Source organism: Streptomyces sp. MUSC 14, assembly GCF_001866675.1.
Classification (GTDB): domain Bacteria; phylum Actinomycetota; class Actinomycetes; order Streptomycetales; family Streptomycetaceae; genus Streptomyces.
The window spans coordinates 1-16,566 of sequence record NZ_MLYN01000040.1 but is presented as its reverse complement, the minus strand read 5'-3'; the positions used below and the strand labels follow the sequence as shown (position 1 = coordinate 16,566).

The window sequence follows — 16,566 nt, the reverse complement described above, 5'->3', positions numbered from 1 at the left end:
CGGAAAAAAGAGAATTGCTCCGCAATTCTCCTATGGAATCCACTCCGTGAATTCCATCAAAAAGCGCGGCTAGTGGGATGGGGGCGTCCCGGGTCAGGAAATCTCGAAACTGCGTCAGAATGCCTGCCACCAAGCTCACTGAAACAGCATCACCATACCACCCGAGTAAAAGGCGGTGGTCCCCTTTCCCCACTGGGAAAGGGGACCACCTATTTCCTGTTACGTGCTGAGCAATGTGCGGCCGACCGAGCGGAGCAGGGCGTCATAGCCCCGCCACAGGCGGCGCGGAGGGAATGCCACGAACACTGCCGACAGGCTACCCCAGCAGCCAGACCGGGAATCACAGAACAGGCGTAGGGCGAGACGGCATGTGAGAGGGCCTGAGGACCAGGCGGACGGGTCCAGCCCTCCCCCACCTTCCACGGGCCGACAGGCCCCGCACAGCCCCACACCCGGCCAGCGCGGCGGCCCCGCCGACGCGCAACAGACTCCAGGCGGCCCCGCCCCGAGGCCGCCACCGCCACCCGCCCCGCCCCCATTCCTCACCTCCCTTCAAAAAGCGCGGGTCAAGTGGCAGCAGAGGGGATGTCAGACCCCCGGACCACGCCCGACAGGGCCTGTGGCCAGGGGCTTTGGGGAAGCCGGCTCAGAGGCCGCGCAACCTCCAGCGCAACCCCTACCGCAACCCCGTGGCGCAACATTCAGCGCAACTCGCAGCGCAACAGGGCTTCCACCTCCTCCGTAGAGACACTATTATTTGTGTTGTTGGGGGAGGCGACCCCCAACAACCGCAAGGGACCAGCGAAGGGGAAGACATGGAGATCCAGATCTCAGACGGGATCGTCCGCCGAGTGCGCGGCGGTATCGACGCGCCCATGACCGGTCTTGCAATTCAGGCCCGCACGGTCGCTAACCTCCTGCCGCTGCTCTGCCAGCGCGCCGGAGCGAGCATCGTGCACAACTCGGATGCGAACTACACCGGAATTCGGTTCGACACCAAGGTCGGTCCGGTCGTTCTGGAGATGCCTACGGGGGACCGTCCCTATCGGCTCGTTCACGAGCTGCCGGAGCCGGACGCGACCGGTCGTAGCGAGGTGGAGATGCGGCGGTTCCCGCAGATCTACAAGCCCGCCGGAGTCGCGCACATCACGGCCGAGTTCCTCCGGACGCGCGGGTTTCTGAAGTAGTCCGCACGGGGGGCGTCTCGTCGGGGCGCCCCCGGTCACCCGGCATCACCGAGAGGAGAAGGGGAACCATGGAGAACACGCGGATTGCGGAGCAGGCCGAGGAGACCGGAGCACCGCTGACGGATGCCGAGAAGGAGCAGGCGGGTTACGCGCTGCGGGAGTTGGCGCGTAGCGAGAGTGGCCCGGATGCGCTGCGGGTCTCGGCGGAGCAGTTGGAGATGGTCCGGCCGTTCTTCGAGCTGGGTTGGGCGTTGGGTGTGCGTACCGGTCACACGGGTCCGGCCGTGGCGGACGTGCCGGTGGATCGCTCGACGGTGGCGCGTGCGTTCATGCGGTTGGTTTCGTCGCGGGTGGCGGACCGGCACGTGGTCGCCGTGGCGCGGAGCTTTGGGCCGCAGCAGGCCGGGCCGCTGGTGTGGCAGAGGGTCAGGTATCACGGCAGTCTGACGCGGCGTCATGGTAGGTACTGGGTGCAGGCGATCCACGTTCACGGCAGGGCGTTCGGGTTGGGTGTCACGCTGCGCTACGACCTGTGTGAGTTGCTGGAGGACGAGCCGGTGTCGGTGGTCACGAACGTACGGCGGCAGAGCTTGACGCCGCTGCCCGAGTACCGCACTTCGGTCTGAGTGTGCAGGTCAGGGGTGGGTTCACTCACCCCTGAAACACACTATTATTGAAGTTGTTCGGGGGCGGTGGCCCCGCCCCCGAACCGCAGAAGCCAACACGAAGGGGAGAACACCGCATGACTCAGCAGTTCGCCGAACGCGCCGCGAGCGTGGCCCCCACCGGTGCACGCAACGCCGATCTTGAAGACCTGGTCCGGATCCTGGAGGACCAGAACCGGCGCAAGCTCGATGTGATCGCCACCGCGTCCGCGCTGCGGTTCCGTGAGGGAAACGTGCACGTGGAGGGCGTGGAGTCGCTGATCAGCGAGGACGGGGTGACGGAGGTGGACGGCATCTACCGGCCCACCGCCGTGGCCGACGAGGGGATCTCGGAGAAGCTGCGGCTCCCGCTCGCCTACCTGCGCCGCATGCGCGCCGAGAACGTCCCGCTCCTGGACGAGAACGTCAACGCGTGGCTTCGGGAGGAGCCGGAGCGCCGTTTCATGCTCCGTGCGTTCCGGGGCGACAACGGCCCCGGCATGCCGCCCGCCGAGGGCGTGGCCCGCGCGCTGCTGTCCGACAGCTACAAGCTCATGGACAACTACGAGATGCTGTGGGCCGCTCTGGACGGGGTGAAGCAGTCCGGCCACCCCACCCGCGTGACGGGGTGCGATCTGACCGACCGGCGCATGTACGTACGCGTCGAGTCCGAAGCGGTCGCGGTTCAGGCGCGTGCGCTGCTGCGCGGCTACCGCTCCCCGTTCGACGGGCGCAGCGGTGACGAACTGCCGATGATCTCCGCCGGTTTCGTCATCACCAACAGCGAAGTGGGCGGCGGGGCGTACACGATCACCCCGCGCGCGGTCGTCCAGGTGTGCCGCAACGGCCTGACCATGACCAAGGACGTCATGCGCGCCGTGCACCTGGGAGGCAAGCAGGACGAGGGCGTGGTGTCTTGGTCCGGTCAGACCCAGCGCAAGACGCTGGAGCTGATCACGTCCAAGACCGCCGACGCCGTGGCGACGTTCCTGTCGCGGGAGTACGTCGAGGCGAAGCTGACGGAGTTGGAGGCCGCCGCCGGTAAGGAGCTGTCCGAGCCGACGAAGACGATCGAGCACGTCACCAAGACGCTCAGCATCAGCGCCGAGGCCAAGGACATGATCCTTGCCCACTTCGTACGGGGTGGGCAGATGACCGCCGGAGGCGTGATGCAGGCCGTTACGTCGACCGCGCAGACCCTCACCGACGCCGACCAGGCCGCCGCCCTGGAAGCGCTCGCAGTGCCCGCGCTCACGGCCGCAGCCACGCACGGCTGACAGACCCCCGTGCGGGCCGGGCAGTCCCGAGCCCGGCCCGCACGGGCCCGCCGCCCCACGGGGCGCGCAGCGCTCAACCCGCTTGCGCAGTGCTAACCCGCTTGCGCGGCGCGCAGCGCTCGCCGCCGCTCCTGCCGCACCGCGCCGACCGCGAGGAGCAGGCCGCCACGCTCCCGTCCCCGGCGCGCAGCGCGGGGGACAGCCGCCCACCGCCCCCGTCGGCGAGCGCAGCGAGCCGCACGCCGGCGTAGGGCGCAGCCCTACGCCACCCGCTGCGCGGGAGAGATCCAACGCCCGGCCCACGTCAAGGAGTCACACACCATGCCCGCACGCCCGGAGCTCACCCGCCCCGACGACGCCGCCATCACGGCCGCCATGAGCCGCACCCTGAACGCGCTCGCCGTACTGCTCGCCGCGCTCGGCGACGGCGAGCACACGCTCAGCCTCGTCGCCGAACGCACCGACGACAGCTTCCTGCGAGGGCGGGCGGACCTGTCCATCGGCACCGCCCCGGCGCGCCTGGGAGTCCTGGACGAAGACGACTACTGCCGACTGCGCACGCTGCTCGTGTTCGCGCTGGAGGGCAGCACCGTCCGGCGTGCCGTTCTGGTCGCCACCACGGCCGCCGAGCCCCACCCCCGCGCGTGCGGCTGGACCGTATGCGACGGGTGGCTGCACCCCATGGACACCGCCGAACTCCAGCGGGCGGTCATCCCGTGCCCCGGAGTGACCGCCGTCTCGCGCGAGGTCTACCCCGCCCCCGCCCTCCCCCAGCTCCCCCACGCCGACGAGGAGAACCCGCATGCCTGACAAGCCCGCCGCCACACCCGACGGCTACTGCAACAACAGCAAGCCGGTCTCCGGCACGATCCGCACGCTCAACGCCAAGCGCACCGGGCCGAAGTTCTTCCACCTGCACGGCCGCCGCTACGGCGCATGCCCCTGCGGCCGCGAAGTGTCCCTCACCGACCGAGGCAACCTCCGCCGCCACAAGCAGCCCCAGGAGTAGCCCGCAGACGCCGTTCCCGCCCCACCCCCGCCCAGGGGCGGGAACGGCCCCCCTCTCGGCCAGCGCGCCACTGGCCGACGTCCTGCCGACCCGGCGCCCGGTGCCCTCCCCTTCAGCGGGCACCGGGTCGGCAGGCGCCCCAGCCGCCCAGTCGACCGAGGAGTCGCAGTCCATGACCTGCCCGAGCCTGACCATCGACACGCCCGCCGGCCCCGTGCACGCCACCGCCGGCCCCCTCCAGGTGAACGCCGTCGTCTTCGAGCTCGGCGGAGCCATGCGCGGCAGCGTGCACGTCACCGGCACCCACCACCCCCACCACTGGGACCAGTTCACCGCAGTGCGCGCCTGTCTCGGCCCGGTCAACGCCTACCAGACCACCGCCCCCGCCGAGGACCTCCCGCACCTCGCACGCGGCCGGACCGGCTACCGGGGCAGCCTCACCCTCTACCGCGACAACTACACCGACCGCCCCCAGGTATCCGTGTATCCGATGGAGTCCGCCGCCGAACAGGAACCGTCCCGGAAGACGGCGGCGGTGCTCACCGCCGTCCTGCGCGCCTGCGCCGAGCACGTCGCGCAGCGCACCGACCTGCCCGCGATCCTGGACAGCTCCCGGCAGCGCGACGCTCCCTCCCTGCTGCGCTTCCTGCTCTGGTCGGTCACCCACCACCAGGCCGAGGCTGCCCGCCTCGAACGCCAGGCACGCGAAGCCCACCCCGCGCGGCGCGCCGCCGTGGCCGCCTGGTGGACCGTCGCACGATGGTTCACCGCCTGCCCGCACCCGGTCCTGCTGCTGTTGCTGGCCGACCTCCCGCACTCCGTGCTCCCCGGTTCGCTGGCACGCACCGTCGATGTCAAGCAGTGGTTGGCCCCCTACTGCCTCGACAGGGCCGCGGACGAGCACGAGCGCGCACGCCGGGCCCAGGACGAGGCCGCCTCCCTGCGCGCCCACCAGCACCCCCGCCCGCGCGACAGCCGCACGGCCCTGGCCACCGCCCACTGACGCCCCAAGGAAAGGCGCAGGTCAGGGGTAGGTTCACATCAGACTCAATGACACCATTATTGACAGTGCGAGAGGGGCCCGCCTCCCCCTGCCCCGCCCCCTCTCGCACCCGGCTGCGACCGAAGGAGCCCCCGTGCCCGAGCAGTTCGTGTTCACCGTCAACACCGGATCGTTCGGCTACCGGGTGCTCGACCGCCAGGAGCGCGGCACCTGTTACGGGGTCGTGTGGCACGACCCGAACGGTGTCTGCGAGTGGGTTGCCGAGTACCCCGGCAACGCCCCTGGGTCCGGCGGCGGCATCCCCGGCTTCGCCAGCCGCACGTGGGCGGCGCGCTTCCTGTACCGCTACCGCAAGCCCCAGCCGTCCGACCGCCCGTGACGCACCGCACCGCCCTCCCACCCGTACACGCCCAACCGCCCACGGAGGCGATCCGATCATGCGCTGGCTGATGAGCCGTGGTGAACGCACCCGCCCCGATACGCCCCGCTACGCCGAGTGCCCCGCCCCCGACAAGGCACGCGCCCTGGCCCTGGTCGACGACTTCGCCCACCTCTTCACCGTCCTGCGGGAGTGGCGAGAGGTGTACGGCGACGAACTGACCGCCTGGGCCATGCAGGTTGAGGCCGACAGCATCGAGAACCTCCCCGCAGAACTGATCGACGAATGGGAGTGGCAGGGCGACCCCATCCGCATCGACACCGAACGCGGCGGCTACCTGCGGGTCTCCGACTACCGCGACGTCCCGGTACGCCCCGGCATCAGCACCCACACCACCGCCGGCCTGCCCCTGTGGACGACCACGCCCTGACCGCCGGGCAGACCGCCGGCACCGCTCACCGCCGCCCGGAAGGAGACTCCGTGTCCATCCACCGCCACTTCGCCGTTCCCGTCAGCCGCATGCCCCGCATGTGCACGGCAACGATCGAGTTCCCCGCGTGAGCGGCCCGCCACCCCCGTGGCGCCCGCAGGACTTCGACGACCACTGCGAGACGTGCGGCGCACCGCCCGGCCAGCTGTGCAAAGCGTGGTGCGACACCGGTTACACCGCCGCAGACGCCCGCCGTGACGCCGAGTTGCGCGACCAGGCCGCGAGCCGACCCGCGACCGACGCACCCACCCGCCATCCGACGAAGTGAAGAGGACCCATGACCGCCCAGGAGTTGACCACTCAGGAGCAGTTGAACGCGTTCACCGACGAGGTGGCGCGTGAGCTGGGGACGCACTGCCAGACCGACCGGCTCACCGGCGTCGTACGCGGCAGGGGACGCCTCATCATCGACGGCGACGGCCGCGCCCTGCGTCTGTGCCAGCCCAACGAACACCGCCCCGACCGGCTGAAGATCTACGCCGCGCTGCCAGATGAGAACCGGGTGACCGCGCCGTCGATCAGGGTCACGGCCAGCAGCGCGCGCCATGTGGCACGCGAGATCACCCGGAGGCTCTACCCGCTTCACACCGAGGCCGCGCAACTGGCCGTCGAACTCGCCGCCCAGCAGCAGGAGGAAGACTGACGCCTCCAGGTACGGCCCGCCCGGACGCTCCCGCACCGTGCCCGCCAGGACACGACGCGCCCCTTCGCGCGCCGTACCATCCGCCAGCTTGCCGCTGCCGGGTGCTTCCACCGTTGCCGTATGCCAGACAGGGGACCACCACCTTGGCCACCTTCGACCACGCCACCCCGGATCGCTGCGCCCAGCTCGCCCACGCCCTCACCGCGGCCGGCCTCACCTGGAGCGAGAACGGCCGCAAGGACGCCCCGGAGTACCTCACCTACACCGTCACCGACCCGCGCGGCCGCGTGTGGGAGGTCAGCCCGGCGACCAACTTCCAGATCCGGCCCTCCAGCCCCGCTCAGATCTGGCAGGCCAGCTGCGGCGACCTCGCCACGCGCACCCCGGTCCTGTCCGCCCGCAAGCTGGCTGAGCACATCAGCGACACCCCCTAGAACTGCCGCCTCTTCACCCCCCGAACTGAAGCAATAAGTGCAGGTCAGGGGTGGGTTCACACAACAAGAATTCACACTATTATTGATAGTGATTCGGATCTGCCACCCCTCCCAGCCGCGGCGCCGAACCCTCTTCGCTCTCCCCCTCCCCCATCGAGCCTTAGGAGTTGCCATGCTGCGAGTGCTGCGCCGCATCCTGCGACCGGCCCGACTCCGCGTGCCCGCCCGCCGGTTCGCGGCCGGAATCGCGGCGCTGCCGCCGACCGCCCGGGAGGCGTTCGGCATGGACGCCAGCGCCGAAGAAGCCACCGCCTACAACCGCAGCCGCGTCGCAACGGCGACCGCCGTCGCCCTCTACCGCAGCGGGTACTCGCTGCCTATGCCCGACGACCACCTGGACGACGCAGTGCGCGCCCTGGACTTCCCCTACTCGGCGCCGAGTCCAGAGACCCGCGCGGCGATCCGGGCCGCGCTCGCCGTCCTGGACGCCGACTACACGGTCACCGTCACGCCCTGACCGCCCGCCCGCATGGTCGTGGGCCGCCCCCTCCGGGCGGCCCACGCGGAAGGAAGTCCGATGTTCCTCGTCGTACCCGACCCCGCTCACGGCCTGGTCGCAGCCCCCGAGTCCTCCGACGACCTCACGCCCCTCACCGTGGAGACCCTCACCGCCCAGGAATTCGCCTGGAACAGCGAGATCGAGGCGTACACCCGCGCGGCCGACAGCAGCCCCGCAGCCGTGGACCACACCGCCGCCGTGCTGCGCGAGCTCGGCCACTACGTCTTCTCCGCCCATACACCGCTGCCGACCCGTCGGCCGCCGGCCTCCCCGGCGCCGTAGCCGCCCCAGTTCTTCCACCCCTTGCGCAGCTGGAGCCCCGTCATGCCCCGACCCCGCCCCCACTCGCAGCGCCCCGTCCGGTACACCACCGCCGAGCACGCAGGGGTGCACCAGGTCGTGGACCAGTTGCACGGGTACGCACTCAGCACTCACACCAGCCGTACGGACGCGGAGGACTCGGTACGCGAACTGGCTTCCAGCCCGACGGCCGTCATCGAAGCCGTCGAGGAGCTCGACGCCGCCCAGACGGGCCCGGCCGCCACCGAGCGCCGGATTCTGCGCCGGTACGGGTACGCCTGGAGCCTGCGCCAGAACGAAATGCTCGCCCTGCGGGGGGAGTTCAGCTACCACCGGCTTCAGACCCTGATCTCCGGCGGCCACCTGGCCATGGTGTTCAGCCCGGCCGGTCTGCCGTTCTACACCACGCCCGAGCGGTACAAGGAGCTGTCGCCCCGATGGATCCGCGACGGCGACGACTGGTTCCCGGCAGCCGATCTGCCCTGCCTCCAGCGTCCCCGGCCCGTTCTTGAGTCCCTGCGCCAGCACGAGCGCCACCAGCCGTGCGAGCTGCACGGGATCACGCTGTCGCGGTGTCTGATCTGCGGTCCGCGCGAGAGCTTCGAGTGCCAGTGGGGCGAGTGCACCGCCAACCGCGTCAACGCCTACTGCGAGCGCTGCGTACGGATGGACCCCCGGCGCTCCTTCGCGCTGCCGCCGCGTCGGGAGCACGACTGGCCGTAAAGCCGCAGGCCAGGGGCAGGTTCACACTACCCCGAAAGACACTAATATTGTTCTTGTTGGTTCTGCGGGACACCCCCTCGCCACGGCGGAGGGCCGCCCCCGCCGTGCGTCATCTCCCCTCCAAACCACGGAAAGGACCCCGGCAATGAAGCACCTGGAACTGCGCGCACTGCTGGCCGAGCCGACCACGCCCCTGATGCGCGCCGCACTCCGCGGCCTCTCGCCCGAGACACTGGAAGCCCTGGCCCGGGTCGCCGACCGGGCCGCCGGGCAGGCATGGCGGCAGGTCGTCGTCGACAGGGTCCGGGCCTTCGCCGCCGGGCAGCCGGGAGAAGGACCGCAGGCCGTAGCCGCGTACTTCACGACCACCGAGCGCAGGACGGCCGACGGAATGTTCGTGGGCTGGAGCCCGTTCGTCGCCGCTCTGACGCCCACCGAGGCCGCCCCGGACCTCCGACACACCGAGACCACGGCGACCATGGTGCCGCTGGGCGAGGACGCGAGGGCCGAGGTGGACTTCGCGGACCCGAGGCTGGCCGAGGCCCTGCACCGCCTCGCGGCGATGGACCCGCCCGCGCACGGTGACGTCCTGCACGTCCATCTGCCCAGCTCGCGCGTCACCCGCGTGAAGCCCTGACCGTCCACACGAGCGGGCGTCCCGCGTGGGCGCCCGCCGGGAGGTGCACCGTGCCGGTTCCGATCCTCTGCCAGATCTGCCACGACGGCGGTTACCAGCCCGACAGGCCGGGCTCTCCTACCGCTGCCGTTCCTGCGCCAGTGTGGCGCCGGAGTCGGCGTTCGCCGTACAGAGCGACGAGCGGCTCGTCGTGATCGCGGGCATATTCCACGTTCTCGCCGTACCAGACGCCCACCAGGTGGTCACGCCCGACCGGCGCTGCCACGCACCGCATCTGGGCGCCAGCCTGACCCTGGCACTGCGGCTCAACCGGACCCACCCGGTGTTCCGGCAGGCTGCGGACGTCAGAACCGCCGAGGATCTGCTGTCCGCCCTGGACGCCGACGAGCGGGGCCCCTGGGTGCTGTCGCCCGCACAACTGGGGGTCCTCACCCGGGCCATGGACCTTCGCGACGCCCTCCTGCCCTCGGCGTCCCGGCAGCACCCGGGGCTCGACGCCGAGATCCGCTCCGCCCACGCACGGAGCCGGCGGACCCGGGCCGCGCGACACGACAGCATTCCACGCCCCGGCCCGCTCCCGTTCGCATGCGCCGGCCATCCGTGACCCGCAGCGCCCCAGCGCGGGACCCAAAGGAGGTAGACCCATGTCCGTGTCCCACTCGGTCTACGCCGCGTACAGGGTGGTGATCGCACCGCCCCGAGACTGGGGAGCGCTGGACTCACTGCTGGAGGCCCAGACCCCCCACGCCGACGGAAGGGAACCGTCCGTCGCGCGCGTCCACTTGTTCACGGTCGGCGACAGCGAGCACGTCATCCTGGCGACCGGCTATGCGGAGCTGTGGCCCAACACGTACAGGGCGGTGCCGTCCCTCGCGATCAGCGCCCAGTGGGACACCGCCCTGCGTGAACACGTGAAGGACCTGGGACTCACGGTCCAGTCCGGCCCGTGCTGGCACCTCGTACACGACCTGAGCTGAGGCGCACCGCTTGCCAGGTCGGCGCACCGGAGGACTGCCATCAAACCCCCAACCGGGGCGACGTTTTCGCAGGTCAGAGGGTATCTAGCCCCCAACGCAAAAGACACTAATATTGAACGTGAAGCGAGAGGGCAGCCCCCGCAGCCGCCCCAACTCGCCGACGAGGCAAGGAGAAGGGAGCCACCCATGGCCACCGCCGTCTCGACCCCGACCGACACCCCCGACGCACACGAGGAGGCCGGGCAGCAGATCGTCCAGCTCGATCCGGCACTGCTCGTACGCGACAAGTGCAACGCCCGCGAGCACGACACCGAACCGGACGAGGACCTGATCAACTCCGTCAAGGAGATCGGTGTCGAGGATGCGATCAGTGTCCGGCCGCTGCCCGACGGCACCTACGGCGTCTTCAAGGGCTGGAGGCGCGCTCAGGCCGCGCAGATCGCCAACTCCGCTGCCACCGACGACAGCCGCCCGGTACGCACGGTGAAGGCATACGTGCGGGGCGACCTCGTCGGCCGCGACGGCTGGACCCGGTTCCTGTCCCTGGTCGAGAACAAGCACCGTGAGGGGATGAGCGAGCGGGACACCCTGCGGTCGCAGGAACTGTCCCTGATCGACATGAGCGACGTGGAGCGGCGCCGGGCCACCAAGGCTCTCGGTGTCGGCCGCAATGCCGCCAAGCAGGCCCAGGCCGCGCAGAAGCTCGATGACGCCGCCCTGCGCCGGGCGGCGGCCGGGGGCATGGATCTGGAGCAAACCGCCCAGCTCGCCGAGGTCGAGACCGTTTCCGGCGCGGAGCGGCGGCTCCTGCGGGCGCTCAAGCGCGACCAGGAGGAGGGCGGCGGCGGGCGCGGCCACTGGGACCAGGAACTGGCCCTGCTGCACGCCGAGCAGACCGACGCCGAAGCCCGCGCCAAGGCCGAGGAGGAGCTGAAGAAGGCCGACATCACGCTCCTGGGCCCGGTGCGCTCCTGGGAGAAGGACCCCTCCCGTCCCCTCACCGACCTCACCAGCGGCCTGGGCAACCCGCTCACCGAGGACAACCACAAGAACTGCCCCGGCCACAGCGCCCGGCTGGACGAGGAACACCGCCCCGTGTGGCACTGCACGGACCCGGCCGAGCACTGCCACAAGGTCCGGCCGCAGCCCAAGAAGCCCCGGACCCAGGAGGACGAACAGAGGGCGGAGGAGCGCCGGAAGGTTATCGCGTGCAACCGGGCGTGGAAGGCCGCCGCCGGGCCCCGGCAGGAGTTCGTCGCCCGCATCGTGCGCATGAAGACGCTGCCCGACGCGGCCCGCGTCTTCGCGCAGACGGTCCTGCTCACCCTGCCCGGCTTCTACAGCAGCTGGGCCGACAAGCGGGAGTTCGAGACCCTCGCGCGTCTGCTGGGCATCAAGGAGCCCCAGAGCACCGACCTGACCGAGACGGCGGCGCAACTACCCAAGGCACGCACGCTGAACGCCGTCTTCGCAACGGTCGCCGCCGCGTGCGAGCACAACATCCGCGAGCCCAAGACCTGGTCGTACCTCACCGCCCAGCAGGCCCGCTACCTGCTGCTCCTCGAATCGCTCGGCCAGGCCGACAACGGCAGCTACCGGCTGTCGGAGGTGGAGAGCCAGGCCGTAGCCGCCCACCGGCCCGACGCCAAGGCCTGAGGGCTCACCACCAAGTCCCCGGCCGGGCACACCCGGTGCCCGGCCGGTCCCCCATCCCCTCGTCGCAGAGAGGCGAACCAGCATGTCCATCACGATCAACGACGTCCGCGCGTACATCACGCAGCTGCCGGACGCCGCAGCCCTCGCAAGCGTCCAGGAGGCCGCCGCACTGCGGCTGCTTGCACTCGACAAGGAAGCGTTCGCGGGCACCACCGCCGGACGCCGGGCCCGCATCAACGACTCCCTGCGCCCCGCCCTCCTGCGCAGCCTCACCGGCACCGTGCAGGAACGCAACCGCACCGGCAGCCGCGCGGGCTTCCTGCTGGACGAGGAGTCCACACGCATCCTGCGCACCGACCCGCGCAACAACCGCTACCGCATCCCCCAGGACACCAAGCGGTTCCGGCTCCCGGGCAACGGCATCCCCGTCTCCTGCCTGGACCTGATCGAAGACTGACCAGGCTCACCACGCCGCCCCGGCCACCGGGGCGGCGCCCGCCAGCACACGGCGACCAACCACCCAGGCCCTCCCTGCAAGCGCCGTCCTCCGACCCGGACAGCGAAGTCCCCGACCACCCCTCTGACCCCCGCCGCCCGACGGGCATGGCCCCCTTCCGCCCCTCGGGCGGCGGGCGTAACCGAGATGTGACCCATGGTCGGGGTTCATGGTCGCCGCCGTGGTCGCCCCCGACCGGTGTCATCTCTCTGGCCGGCCGCCATGCCTCGGCGCCAACTGCCCATCCCACCGCCCCGATCAAGCACTCAGGAGGGCCGCCATGTCCGCGAGGACCCGCAGGTGCCGCGACTGCGACACGAACAACGACACCACCGCCACTGAGTGCATCGGGTGCGGCCTCCCACTCCCCCGATCCCGGGTCCGGGGCACACGCGTCTCCCGCGTACGGCGAAGCCGCGATCTGAGCTGAGCCGCTCCCAGCCTGCCTCGGCCACAAGTCCCAGATGAGCGGCAAAGCATCCGGGCACCTTCCAGGCCCCGTCCTCACGAAAGCGACGTGTGACCCCATGTCCGCCCCTGCCCAAGCCCACAGAGGAGAGCCCACGGCCCCGGTGCTGGTCATCAGCAACCGCCTCGACGACGATCCGGTCGGCTTGCACCCGTGCCCGGTCCCCCGCCTGCAACTGCCGTCGCCCCTGTTCAACAGCGCGGAGTACCAGCGCGCTCCGCTCGTCCTCCTCGACGACCGCAGCCACACCGATTTCACCCTCCGCCACATGCCGCACCGCCCCGGACTGATCGTCGTGCTGGCCGATCCGGACGACGCCACCGTCTACCCCCGCGCCGCCGCCCTCGGCGCCGAAGCCGTCATCCGGGCCGGAGAAGGCCTGGGCTGGCTGCATCTGCGCCTGCACGACGCAACCGGCTGCCGGTACGTCCGCTGGGAAGTACTCCTCGGCCCTCCCCCATCGGCCACCAGCTGACACCGGCCGGCCGTCGCCGCGCACCGCCCACACACTCCGCGCCCCGGAGGAACCGACCCATGCACTCGATCCCCCAACGCTGCACCCGCCGGCCCCTCTCGGGCGGTCTGGTGGTGCCGTGGGTAGCCCTGATCCACGACGGCCACGCCGCCTTCGGGGCCCTCGACGCCGACCGAGCCCTCACTGCGTTCCGGCGACGCCTGTGCCAGATCTGCGGCCAACGGCTCGACGAACGCTGCTTCCTGACCGTCCGCCCGGCAGACGTCGCCCAGGGCTGTTCCCCGGAACCGGCGATCCACCCCGAGTGCCTGCCGTACACCGCCGAGCACTGCCCGATGCTCAATGGCACGGCCACGCACTACCGCCGCAGCCCGGTCCTGGCCAGCCATCCCGCCGGTCGTCCCTGTACCGATCCGTCCTGCCCCTGCCCGTCCCGCACACCGGACGCCGGTCACACCGCCCGCAGCGGCAGCCCCGCCGAACGGTACGAGGCCTGGATGATCCACACGCACCGCTACCGCCTGGTCCCGCTGCCCGACCGGCCCGAGACGCCCTCCGGTATCAGCCTCCACGTCCCCATCCTGCGCAAACGCGTCCTGCGCACCGCGCCCCTCGCCCCCGACCTGCAACACCTGATGGACCTGTGGAACGCCCTCATGAACGGGTCCTGACCCCACCCCACCCCACCCCTGTAGCGCACGCAAGGAGAATGCCGTACTGATCAAACCGGACCCGGCCACGCCCGAAGGCGAGGCCATCCTCGACCTGGCCAACCTGATGGACGGCCTCCACGAATGCACCGGCGAGTGGCCCAGCTCGGACACCGTCGACATCCTCAGCGGGTGGTTCAGCCGCTTCAGCTTCGCCGTCCGCGAGGACGCCACCCCGCAGGTGACCGGCCGGGCCTGGGTGCTCCGCCGGCAAGACCGGCACAGCGATGAGGTCTCGCTCTTCTGCGACGAGGCCTCCGCCCTGGCCTCACTGGCGCGGCACGCGCGCAGTTGCTGGGACAACGTGGCGGGCACCGACGGCATCCCGTACCTTCCGCCCGACGACGACCAGGCGGCCGTGGACCTCTACTACGGTCCCAAGGAGGACCGCAGCGACGAGGACTACACGCTGTACGCCGGCGGCATCTCCCGCTACGCGCGCCCGGCCAGCCGCCTCAGCCTCTCGGACGCGCAGACCTGCGCTCAGGCGAACAGCGCGGCCGTCTTCCACCCGCAGGAGAATCCCGACGACGAGGGCCTGCCCTGCATCGAGATCGCGGGGATCCTCGTCTTCGCCTACCTCGACGCCGACCGTGAGGCCGTACGCGTCTCCGTCCACCTGGACACCCCCGATCAGCGGTTGGTCCAGGCCGACGGCACGGTCCCGATCCAGGTGGAAGTGGAGGACGACACGGTGTTCAGCACTCTCACCACACCCCCGGCCCCGGCAGAGGCGACCGGGTGGAAAGCCCTCGTCAGGCGGCTCACCCGCCGCACCGTCGTCCACGACGCAGGCAAGCTCCAACAGTGGGTTGACCCTCACGATAGATACACTATTATTTGATTTAGGAGGTGTTCGCATGGCCCCGTCCGTCAGGCACGTGTCCGGCACCGTCACCGGAAACGTGGAAGTCCGCTTCACCGAAACCGGCATCGCCGTCTGCCGGTTCCGCCTCACCGAGACCCCCACCCAGTGGGACGCCGACGCACGCACGTGGCGCAACGGGACCCCCATCCCCTACATCTGCACCGCCTGGCGGGACCTGGCCCACAACGCCACCGAATCCCTCGTCAACGGCGTCAGCGTCCTGGTCAAAGGCCGCATCACCGCGATCAGGGACAACTCCATCTACCTGAGCGTCGACGACATCGGGATCAGCCTGCGCGGGCGCATCGCATACACCGAGACGAGCCTGCCCAGTCCGGCCGCCGCCGCCCCGGTCACCGTGCCCCTGGCGCCCCAGCCGAAGGCACCGACCACGCCCCGGCCGACCACCGGGCGAGAGAGCCGCCCGCCCGCCTGGTGGGAGAAGAAGAGGGCCGCCCGCTGGCCCTAGGGCGTGTCCGGCGGGTCACGGCGATGAGCCGCACCGGACACTTCCTAGAGCGGGGCCTGGCCAATGGAAGCTGCCGCCCGTTCGCCGGAAGACAGTTCTAACTGTTCACGCACGTGTTCCCGAACGTCGGATTGAGGAGGCCGACGATGTCGATGGCGTTGCCACAGAGGTTGATCGGGAGCTGGATCGGGACCTGGATGGTATTGCCCGAGACGACGCCGGGGGAGCCCACAGCCGCACCCTCGGCGCCGGAGTCAGCGACGGCAGTCCCGGTGCAAGTGACGAGGCCGGCGGCGGTCAGGGCGATTGCGGCGATGGTGGTACCTACGCGCATGGGTTCCTCCTGCTGCTCTGCGAATGTTCGTCCTGAGCATGGGCCGTAGGAGGATCACGAAAACCACGCTTGTGGGGGCGCTGGAGGCGCACGCCGTGTCCGGTCGCGCGGCTGTGCGCGGTTCTCCTGGGTGCGAATCGTCCCATAGGGCACGTCCAAGTCCGGGCGCCTTCCCGGCAGCCGTCGACGGCTCCCCCCTGTACGACGGCCGCTGACCGCCCCTCCCTTGCTTCCCCTTCACCCGCCACGCCGGCGCGGCACCGGATCGCCTACCGGCGCCAGCGGCGGTCTGCTCGAAAGGCCGTGCCGTCATGCCCGCACACGTCCTGTCCCAGTGCGCCGCACCCACCGCTCTCACCGCCCACCTCACCCGGCCAACTCGCCACCGATCTCAGCCAGTACGCTCCGGGCGAGGTGTGGGCCCAGCGCGTCCGCCTCGACCTCAGTGGGCGTGTGGCCCGGCCCCAAGAGGAGTGAACCGCTGCCACGAGCCGTACGGCGTACACGCCGGCACTGCCGGCTCCTGATCGAGGAGTTCCCGCTGCCACTGCTGCGTGAGCACGGCGTGCGCCTCATTCAGCTGGCGCGCACCGGCAACCTCCGAGAGGAGGAGTTCACGGTCCTGCCCGACTCACGCCACCCCGAGCAGCTCCTCGTCCGAGGGCCGTGGACGTTGCGTGACGACCTGGAGTCCGTCGGCACCGTGCCCCAGCAGGCCGGCACCCGCACATGCCTGTTGGCCAAGAGCTCCATCGGCGACTGATGGCTCACCCAGGTCTGCGGCGGCAGCCCCTATGAGTGGTGTGCATCGTGAAATCGCAGGTCAC

The 16,566-nt window shown here is 70.6% G+C and carries 25 protein-coding genes; 24 read left to right on the top strand and 1 reads right to left on the bottom strand.

Annotation, left to right across the window (positions count from 1 at the left end):
- The first annotated feature begins 815 nt into the window (after positions 1 to 815).
- The 23 genes from BIV25_RS25990 (at position 816) to BIV25_RS25885 (ending at position 15,405) form a co-directional block, all read left to right on the top strand.
- Positions 816 to 1,187, top strand: a complete 372-nt coding sequence (locus tag BIV25_RS25990) for a hypothetical protein (protein WP_071374844.1) — start codon at positions 816 to 818, stop codon at positions 1,185 to 1,187.
- A 68-nt stretch (positions 1,188 to 1,255) separates the two neighbouring features.
- Complete coding sequence (locus tag BIV25_RS25985; RefSeq protein ID WP_071374843.1) at positions 1,256 to 1,813, top strand: hypothetical protein; 558 nt, start codon at positions 1,256 to 1,258, stop codon at positions 1,811 to 1,813.
- Positions 1,814 to 1,929: 116 nt separating this feature from the next.
- Complete coding sequence (locus tag BIV25_RS25980) at positions 1,930 to 3,108, top strand: DUF932 domain-containing protein (protein ID WP_071374842.1); 1,179 nt, start codon at positions 1,930 to 1,932, stop codon at positions 3,106 to 3,108.
- A gap of 321 nt (positions 3,109 to 3,429) precedes the next feature.
- A complete protein-coding gene (locus BIV25_RS25975; RefSeq protein ID WP_071374841.1) occupies positions 3,430 to 3,918 on the top strand; it encodes a hypothetical protein in 489 nt (162 codons plus the stop codon).
- Complete coding sequence (locus BIV25_RS25970) at positions 3,911 to 4,117, top strand: hypothetical protein (protein ID WP_071374840.1); 207 nt, start codon at positions 3,911 to 3,913, stop codon at positions 4,115 to 4,117. Before BIV25_RS25975 ends, BIV25_RS25970 begins: the two co-directional genes overlap by 8 nt.
- Before the next feature lie 172 nt (positions 4,118 to 4,289).
- Positions 4,290 to 5,120, top strand: a complete 831-nt coding sequence (locus tag BIV25_RS25965; RefSeq protein ID WP_071374839.1) for a hypothetical protein — start codon at positions 4,290 to 4,292, stop codon at positions 5,118 to 5,120.
- 133 nt (positions 5,121 to 5,253) lie between these two features.
- Positions 5,254 to 5,499, top strand: coding sequence for a hypothetical protein (locus BIV25_RS25960; protein WP_071374838.1), 246 nt, complete (start codon positions 5,254 to 5,256; stop codon positions 5,497 to 5,499).
- 58 nt (positions 5,500 to 5,557) lie between these two features.
- Complete coding sequence (locus BIV25_RS25955) at positions 5,558 to 5,929, top strand: hypothetical protein (RefSeq protein WP_071374837.1); 372 nt, start codon at positions 5,558 to 5,560, stop codon at positions 5,927 to 5,929.
- Between the two features lie 127 nt (positions 5,930 to 6,056).
- Positions 6,057 to 6,257 (top strand): hypothetical protein, encoded by a 201-nt coding sequence (locus tag BIV25_RS47595; RefSeq protein ID WP_079176889.1) that lies wholly within the window; start codon positions 6,057 to 6,059, stop codon positions 6,255 to 6,257.
- A gap of 9 nt (positions 6,258 to 6,266) precedes the next feature.
- Entirely contained in the window at positions 6,267 to 6,632 is a 366-nt protein-coding gene (locus BIV25_RS25950) for a hypothetical protein (RefSeq protein WP_071374836.1), read from the top strand.
- Between the two features lie 143 nt (positions 6,633 to 6,775).
- Positions 6,776 to 7,066 (top strand): hypothetical protein, encoded by a 291-nt coding sequence (locus BIV25_RS25945; protein ID WP_071374835.1) that lies wholly within the window; start codon positions 6,776 to 6,778, stop codon positions 7,064 to 7,066.
- A 172-nt stretch (positions 7,067 to 7,238) separates the two neighbouring features.
- Positions 7,239 to 7,583 (top strand): hypothetical protein, encoded by a 345-nt coding sequence (locus BIV25_RS25940; RefSeq protein ID WP_071374834.1) that lies wholly within the window; start codon positions 7,239 to 7,241, stop codon positions 7,581 to 7,583.
- 60 nt (positions 7,584 to 7,643) lie between these two features.
- Complete coding sequence (locus BIV25_RS25935; RefSeq protein WP_071374833.1) at positions 7,644 to 7,907, top strand: hypothetical protein; 264 nt, start codon at positions 7,644 to 7,646, stop codon at positions 7,905 to 7,907.
- A gap of 42 nt (positions 7,908 to 7,949) precedes the next feature.
- Entirely contained in the window at positions 7,950 to 8,648 is a 699-nt protein-coding gene (locus BIV25_RS25930) for a hypothetical protein (protein WP_071374832.1), read from the top strand.
- Between the two features lie 145 nt (positions 8,649 to 8,793).
- On the top strand, positions 8,794 to 9,285 hold the full coding sequence (locus tag BIV25_RS25925) for a hypothetical protein (protein WP_071374831.1): 492 nt from the start codon (positions 8,794 to 8,796) through the stop codon (positions 9,283 to 9,285).
- A 142-nt stretch (positions 9,286 to 9,427) separates the two neighbouring features.
- Positions 9,428 to 9,889, top strand: coding sequence for a hypothetical protein (locus BIV25_RS25920; RefSeq protein WP_071374830.1), 462 nt, complete (start codon positions 9,428 to 9,430; stop codon positions 9,887 to 9,889).
- Positions 9,890 to 9,929: 40 nt separating this feature from the next.
- Positions 9,930 to 10,262, top strand: coding sequence for a hypothetical protein (locus BIV25_RS25915; RefSeq protein WP_071374829.1), 333 nt, complete (start codon positions 9,930 to 9,932; stop codon positions 10,260 to 10,262).
- Positions 10,263 to 10,448: 186 nt separating this feature from the next.
- The gene (locus BIV25_RS25910) at positions 10,449 to 11,918 is read left to right on the top strand and encodes a ParB N-terminal domain-containing protein (protein ID WP_071374828.1); all 1,470 of its coding nucleotides are present in this window, start codon (positions 10,449 to 10,451) and stop codon (positions 11,916 to 11,918) included.
- Between the two features lie 82 nt (positions 11,919 to 12,000).
- Complete coding sequence (locus tag BIV25_RS25905) at positions 12,001 to 12,375, top strand: hypothetical protein (RefSeq protein ID WP_071374827.1); 375 nt, start codon at positions 12,001 to 12,003, stop codon at positions 12,373 to 12,375.
- A 611-nt stretch (positions 12,376 to 12,986) separates the two neighbouring features.
- Positions 12,987 to 13,358: a hypothetical protein gene (locus BIV25_RS25900; protein ID WP_071374826.1), complete on the top strand. Its 372-nt coding sequence runs from the start codon at positions 12,987 to 12,989 to the stop codon at positions 13,356 to 13,358.
- Positions 13,359 to 13,417: 59 nt separating this feature from the next.
- Positions 13,418 to 14,029, top strand: a complete 612-nt coding sequence (locus BIV25_RS25895) for a cell envelope biogenesis protein OmpA (protein WP_177235416.1) — start codon at positions 13,418 to 13,420, stop codon at positions 14,027 to 14,029.
- 106 nt (positions 14,030 to 14,135) lie between these two features.
- Positions 14,136 to 14,912, top strand: a complete 777-nt coding sequence (locus BIV25_RS25890; RefSeq protein ID WP_256256069.1) for a hypothetical protein — start codon at positions 14,136 to 14,138, stop codon at positions 14,910 to 14,912.
- A gap of 16 nt (positions 14,913 to 14,928) precedes the next feature.
- On the top strand, positions 14,929 to 15,405 hold the full coding sequence (locus tag BIV25_RS25885) for a single-stranded DNA-binding protein (protein ID WP_071374824.1): 477 nt from the start codon (positions 14,929 to 14,931) through the stop codon (positions 15,403 to 15,405).
- A 97-nt stretch (positions 15,406 to 15,502) separates the two neighbouring features.
- Here BIV25_RS25885 and BIV25_RS25880 read toward each other — a convergent pair whose 3' ends face one another.
- On the bottom strand, positions 15,503 to 15,739 hold the full coding sequence (locus BIV25_RS25880; protein ID WP_071374823.1) for a chaplin: 237 nt from the start codon (positions 15,737 to 15,739) through the stop codon (positions 15,503 to 15,505).
- Positions 15,740 to 16,304: 565 nt separating this feature from the next.
- On the opposite strand from BIV25_RS25880, the gene BIV25_RS25875 reads away from it, so the two are divergent.
- Positions 16,305 to 16,502 carry a hypothetical protein gene (locus BIV25_RS25875; RefSeq protein WP_177235415.1) on the top strand — a complete coding sequence of 66 codons (198 nt, stop codon included), beginning with the start codon at positions 16,305 to 16,307 and terminating at the stop codon, positions 16,500 to 16,502.
- Positions 16,503 to 16,566 lie beyond the last annotated feature (64 nt).

Bases quoted from the DNA above. Each gene is read 5' to 3' on its own strand.
- BIV25_RS25990 (WP_071374844.1), top strand. From the start codon at position 816: ATGGAGATCCAGATCTCAGACGGGATCGTCCGCCGAGTGCGCGGCGGT.
- BIV25_RS25985 (WP_071374843.1), top strand. From the start codon at position 1,256: ATGGAGAACACGCGGATTGCGGAGCAGGCCGAGGAGACCGGAGCACCG.
- BIV25_RS25980 (WP_071374842.1), top strand. From the start codon at position 1,930: ATGACTCAGCAGTTCGCCGAACGCGCCGCGAGCGTGGCCCCCACCGGT.
- BIV25_RS25975 (WP_071374841.1), top strand. From the start codon at position 3,430: ATGCCCGCACGCCCGGAGCTCACCCGCCCCGACGACGCCGCCATCACG.
- BIV25_RS25970 (WP_071374840.1), top strand. From the start codon at position 3,911: ATGCCTGACAAGCCCGCCGCCACACCCGACGGCTACTGCAACAACAGC.
- BIV25_RS25965 (WP_071374839.1), top strand. From the start codon at position 4,290: ATGACCTGCCCGAGCCTGACCATCGACACGCCCGCCGGCCCCGTGCAC.
- BIV25_RS25955 (WP_071374837.1), top strand. From the start codon at position 5,558: ATGCGCTGGCTGATGAGCCGTGGTGAACGCACCCGCCCCGATACGCCC.
- BIV25_RS25950 (WP_071374836.1), top strand. From the start codon at position 6,267: ATGACCGCCCAGGAGTTGACCACTCAGGAGCAGTTGAACGCGTTCACC.
- BIV25_RS25940 (WP_071374834.1), top strand. From the start codon at position 7,239: ATGCTGCGAGTGCTGCGCCGCATCCTGCGACCGGCCCGACTCCGCGTG.
- BIV25_RS25935 (WP_071374833.1), top strand. From the start codon at position 7,644: ATGTTCCTCGTCGTACCCGACCCCGCTCACGGCCTGGTCGCAGCCCCC.
- BIV25_RS25930 (WP_071374832.1), top strand. From the start codon at position 7,950: ATGCCCCGACCCCGCCCCCACTCGCAGCGCCCCGTCCGGTACACCACC.
- BIV25_RS25925 (WP_071374831.1), top strand. From the start codon at position 8,794: ATGAAGCACCTGGAACTGCGCGCACTGCTGGCCGAGCCGACCACGCCC.
- BIV25_RS25915 (WP_071374829.1), top strand. From the start codon at position 9,930: ATGTCCGTGTCCCACTCGGTCTACGCCGCGTACAGGGTGGTGATCGCA.
- BIV25_RS25910 (WP_071374828.1), top strand. From the start codon at position 10,449: ATGGCCACCGCCGTCTCGACCCCGACCGACACCCCCGACGCACACGAG.
- BIV25_RS25905 (WP_071374827.1), top strand. From the start codon at position 12,001: ATGTCCATCACGATCAACGACGTCCGCGCGTACATCACGCAGCTGCCG.
- BIV25_RS25895 (WP_177235416.1), top strand. From the start codon at position 13,418: ATGCACTCGATCCCCCAACGCTGCACCCGCCGGCCCCTCTCGGGCGGT.
- BIV25_RS25890 (WP_256256069.1), top strand. From the start codon at position 14,136: ATGGACGGCCTCCACGAATGCACCGGCGAGTGGCCCAGCTCGGACACC.
- BIV25_RS25885 (WP_071374824.1), top strand. From the start codon at position 14,929: ATGGCCCCGTCCGTCAGGCACGTGTCCGGCACCGTCACCGGAAACGTG.
- BIV25_RS25880 (WP_071374823.1), bottom strand. From the start codon at position 15,739: ATGCGCGTAGGTACCACCATCGCCGCAATCGCCCTGACCGCCGCCGGC.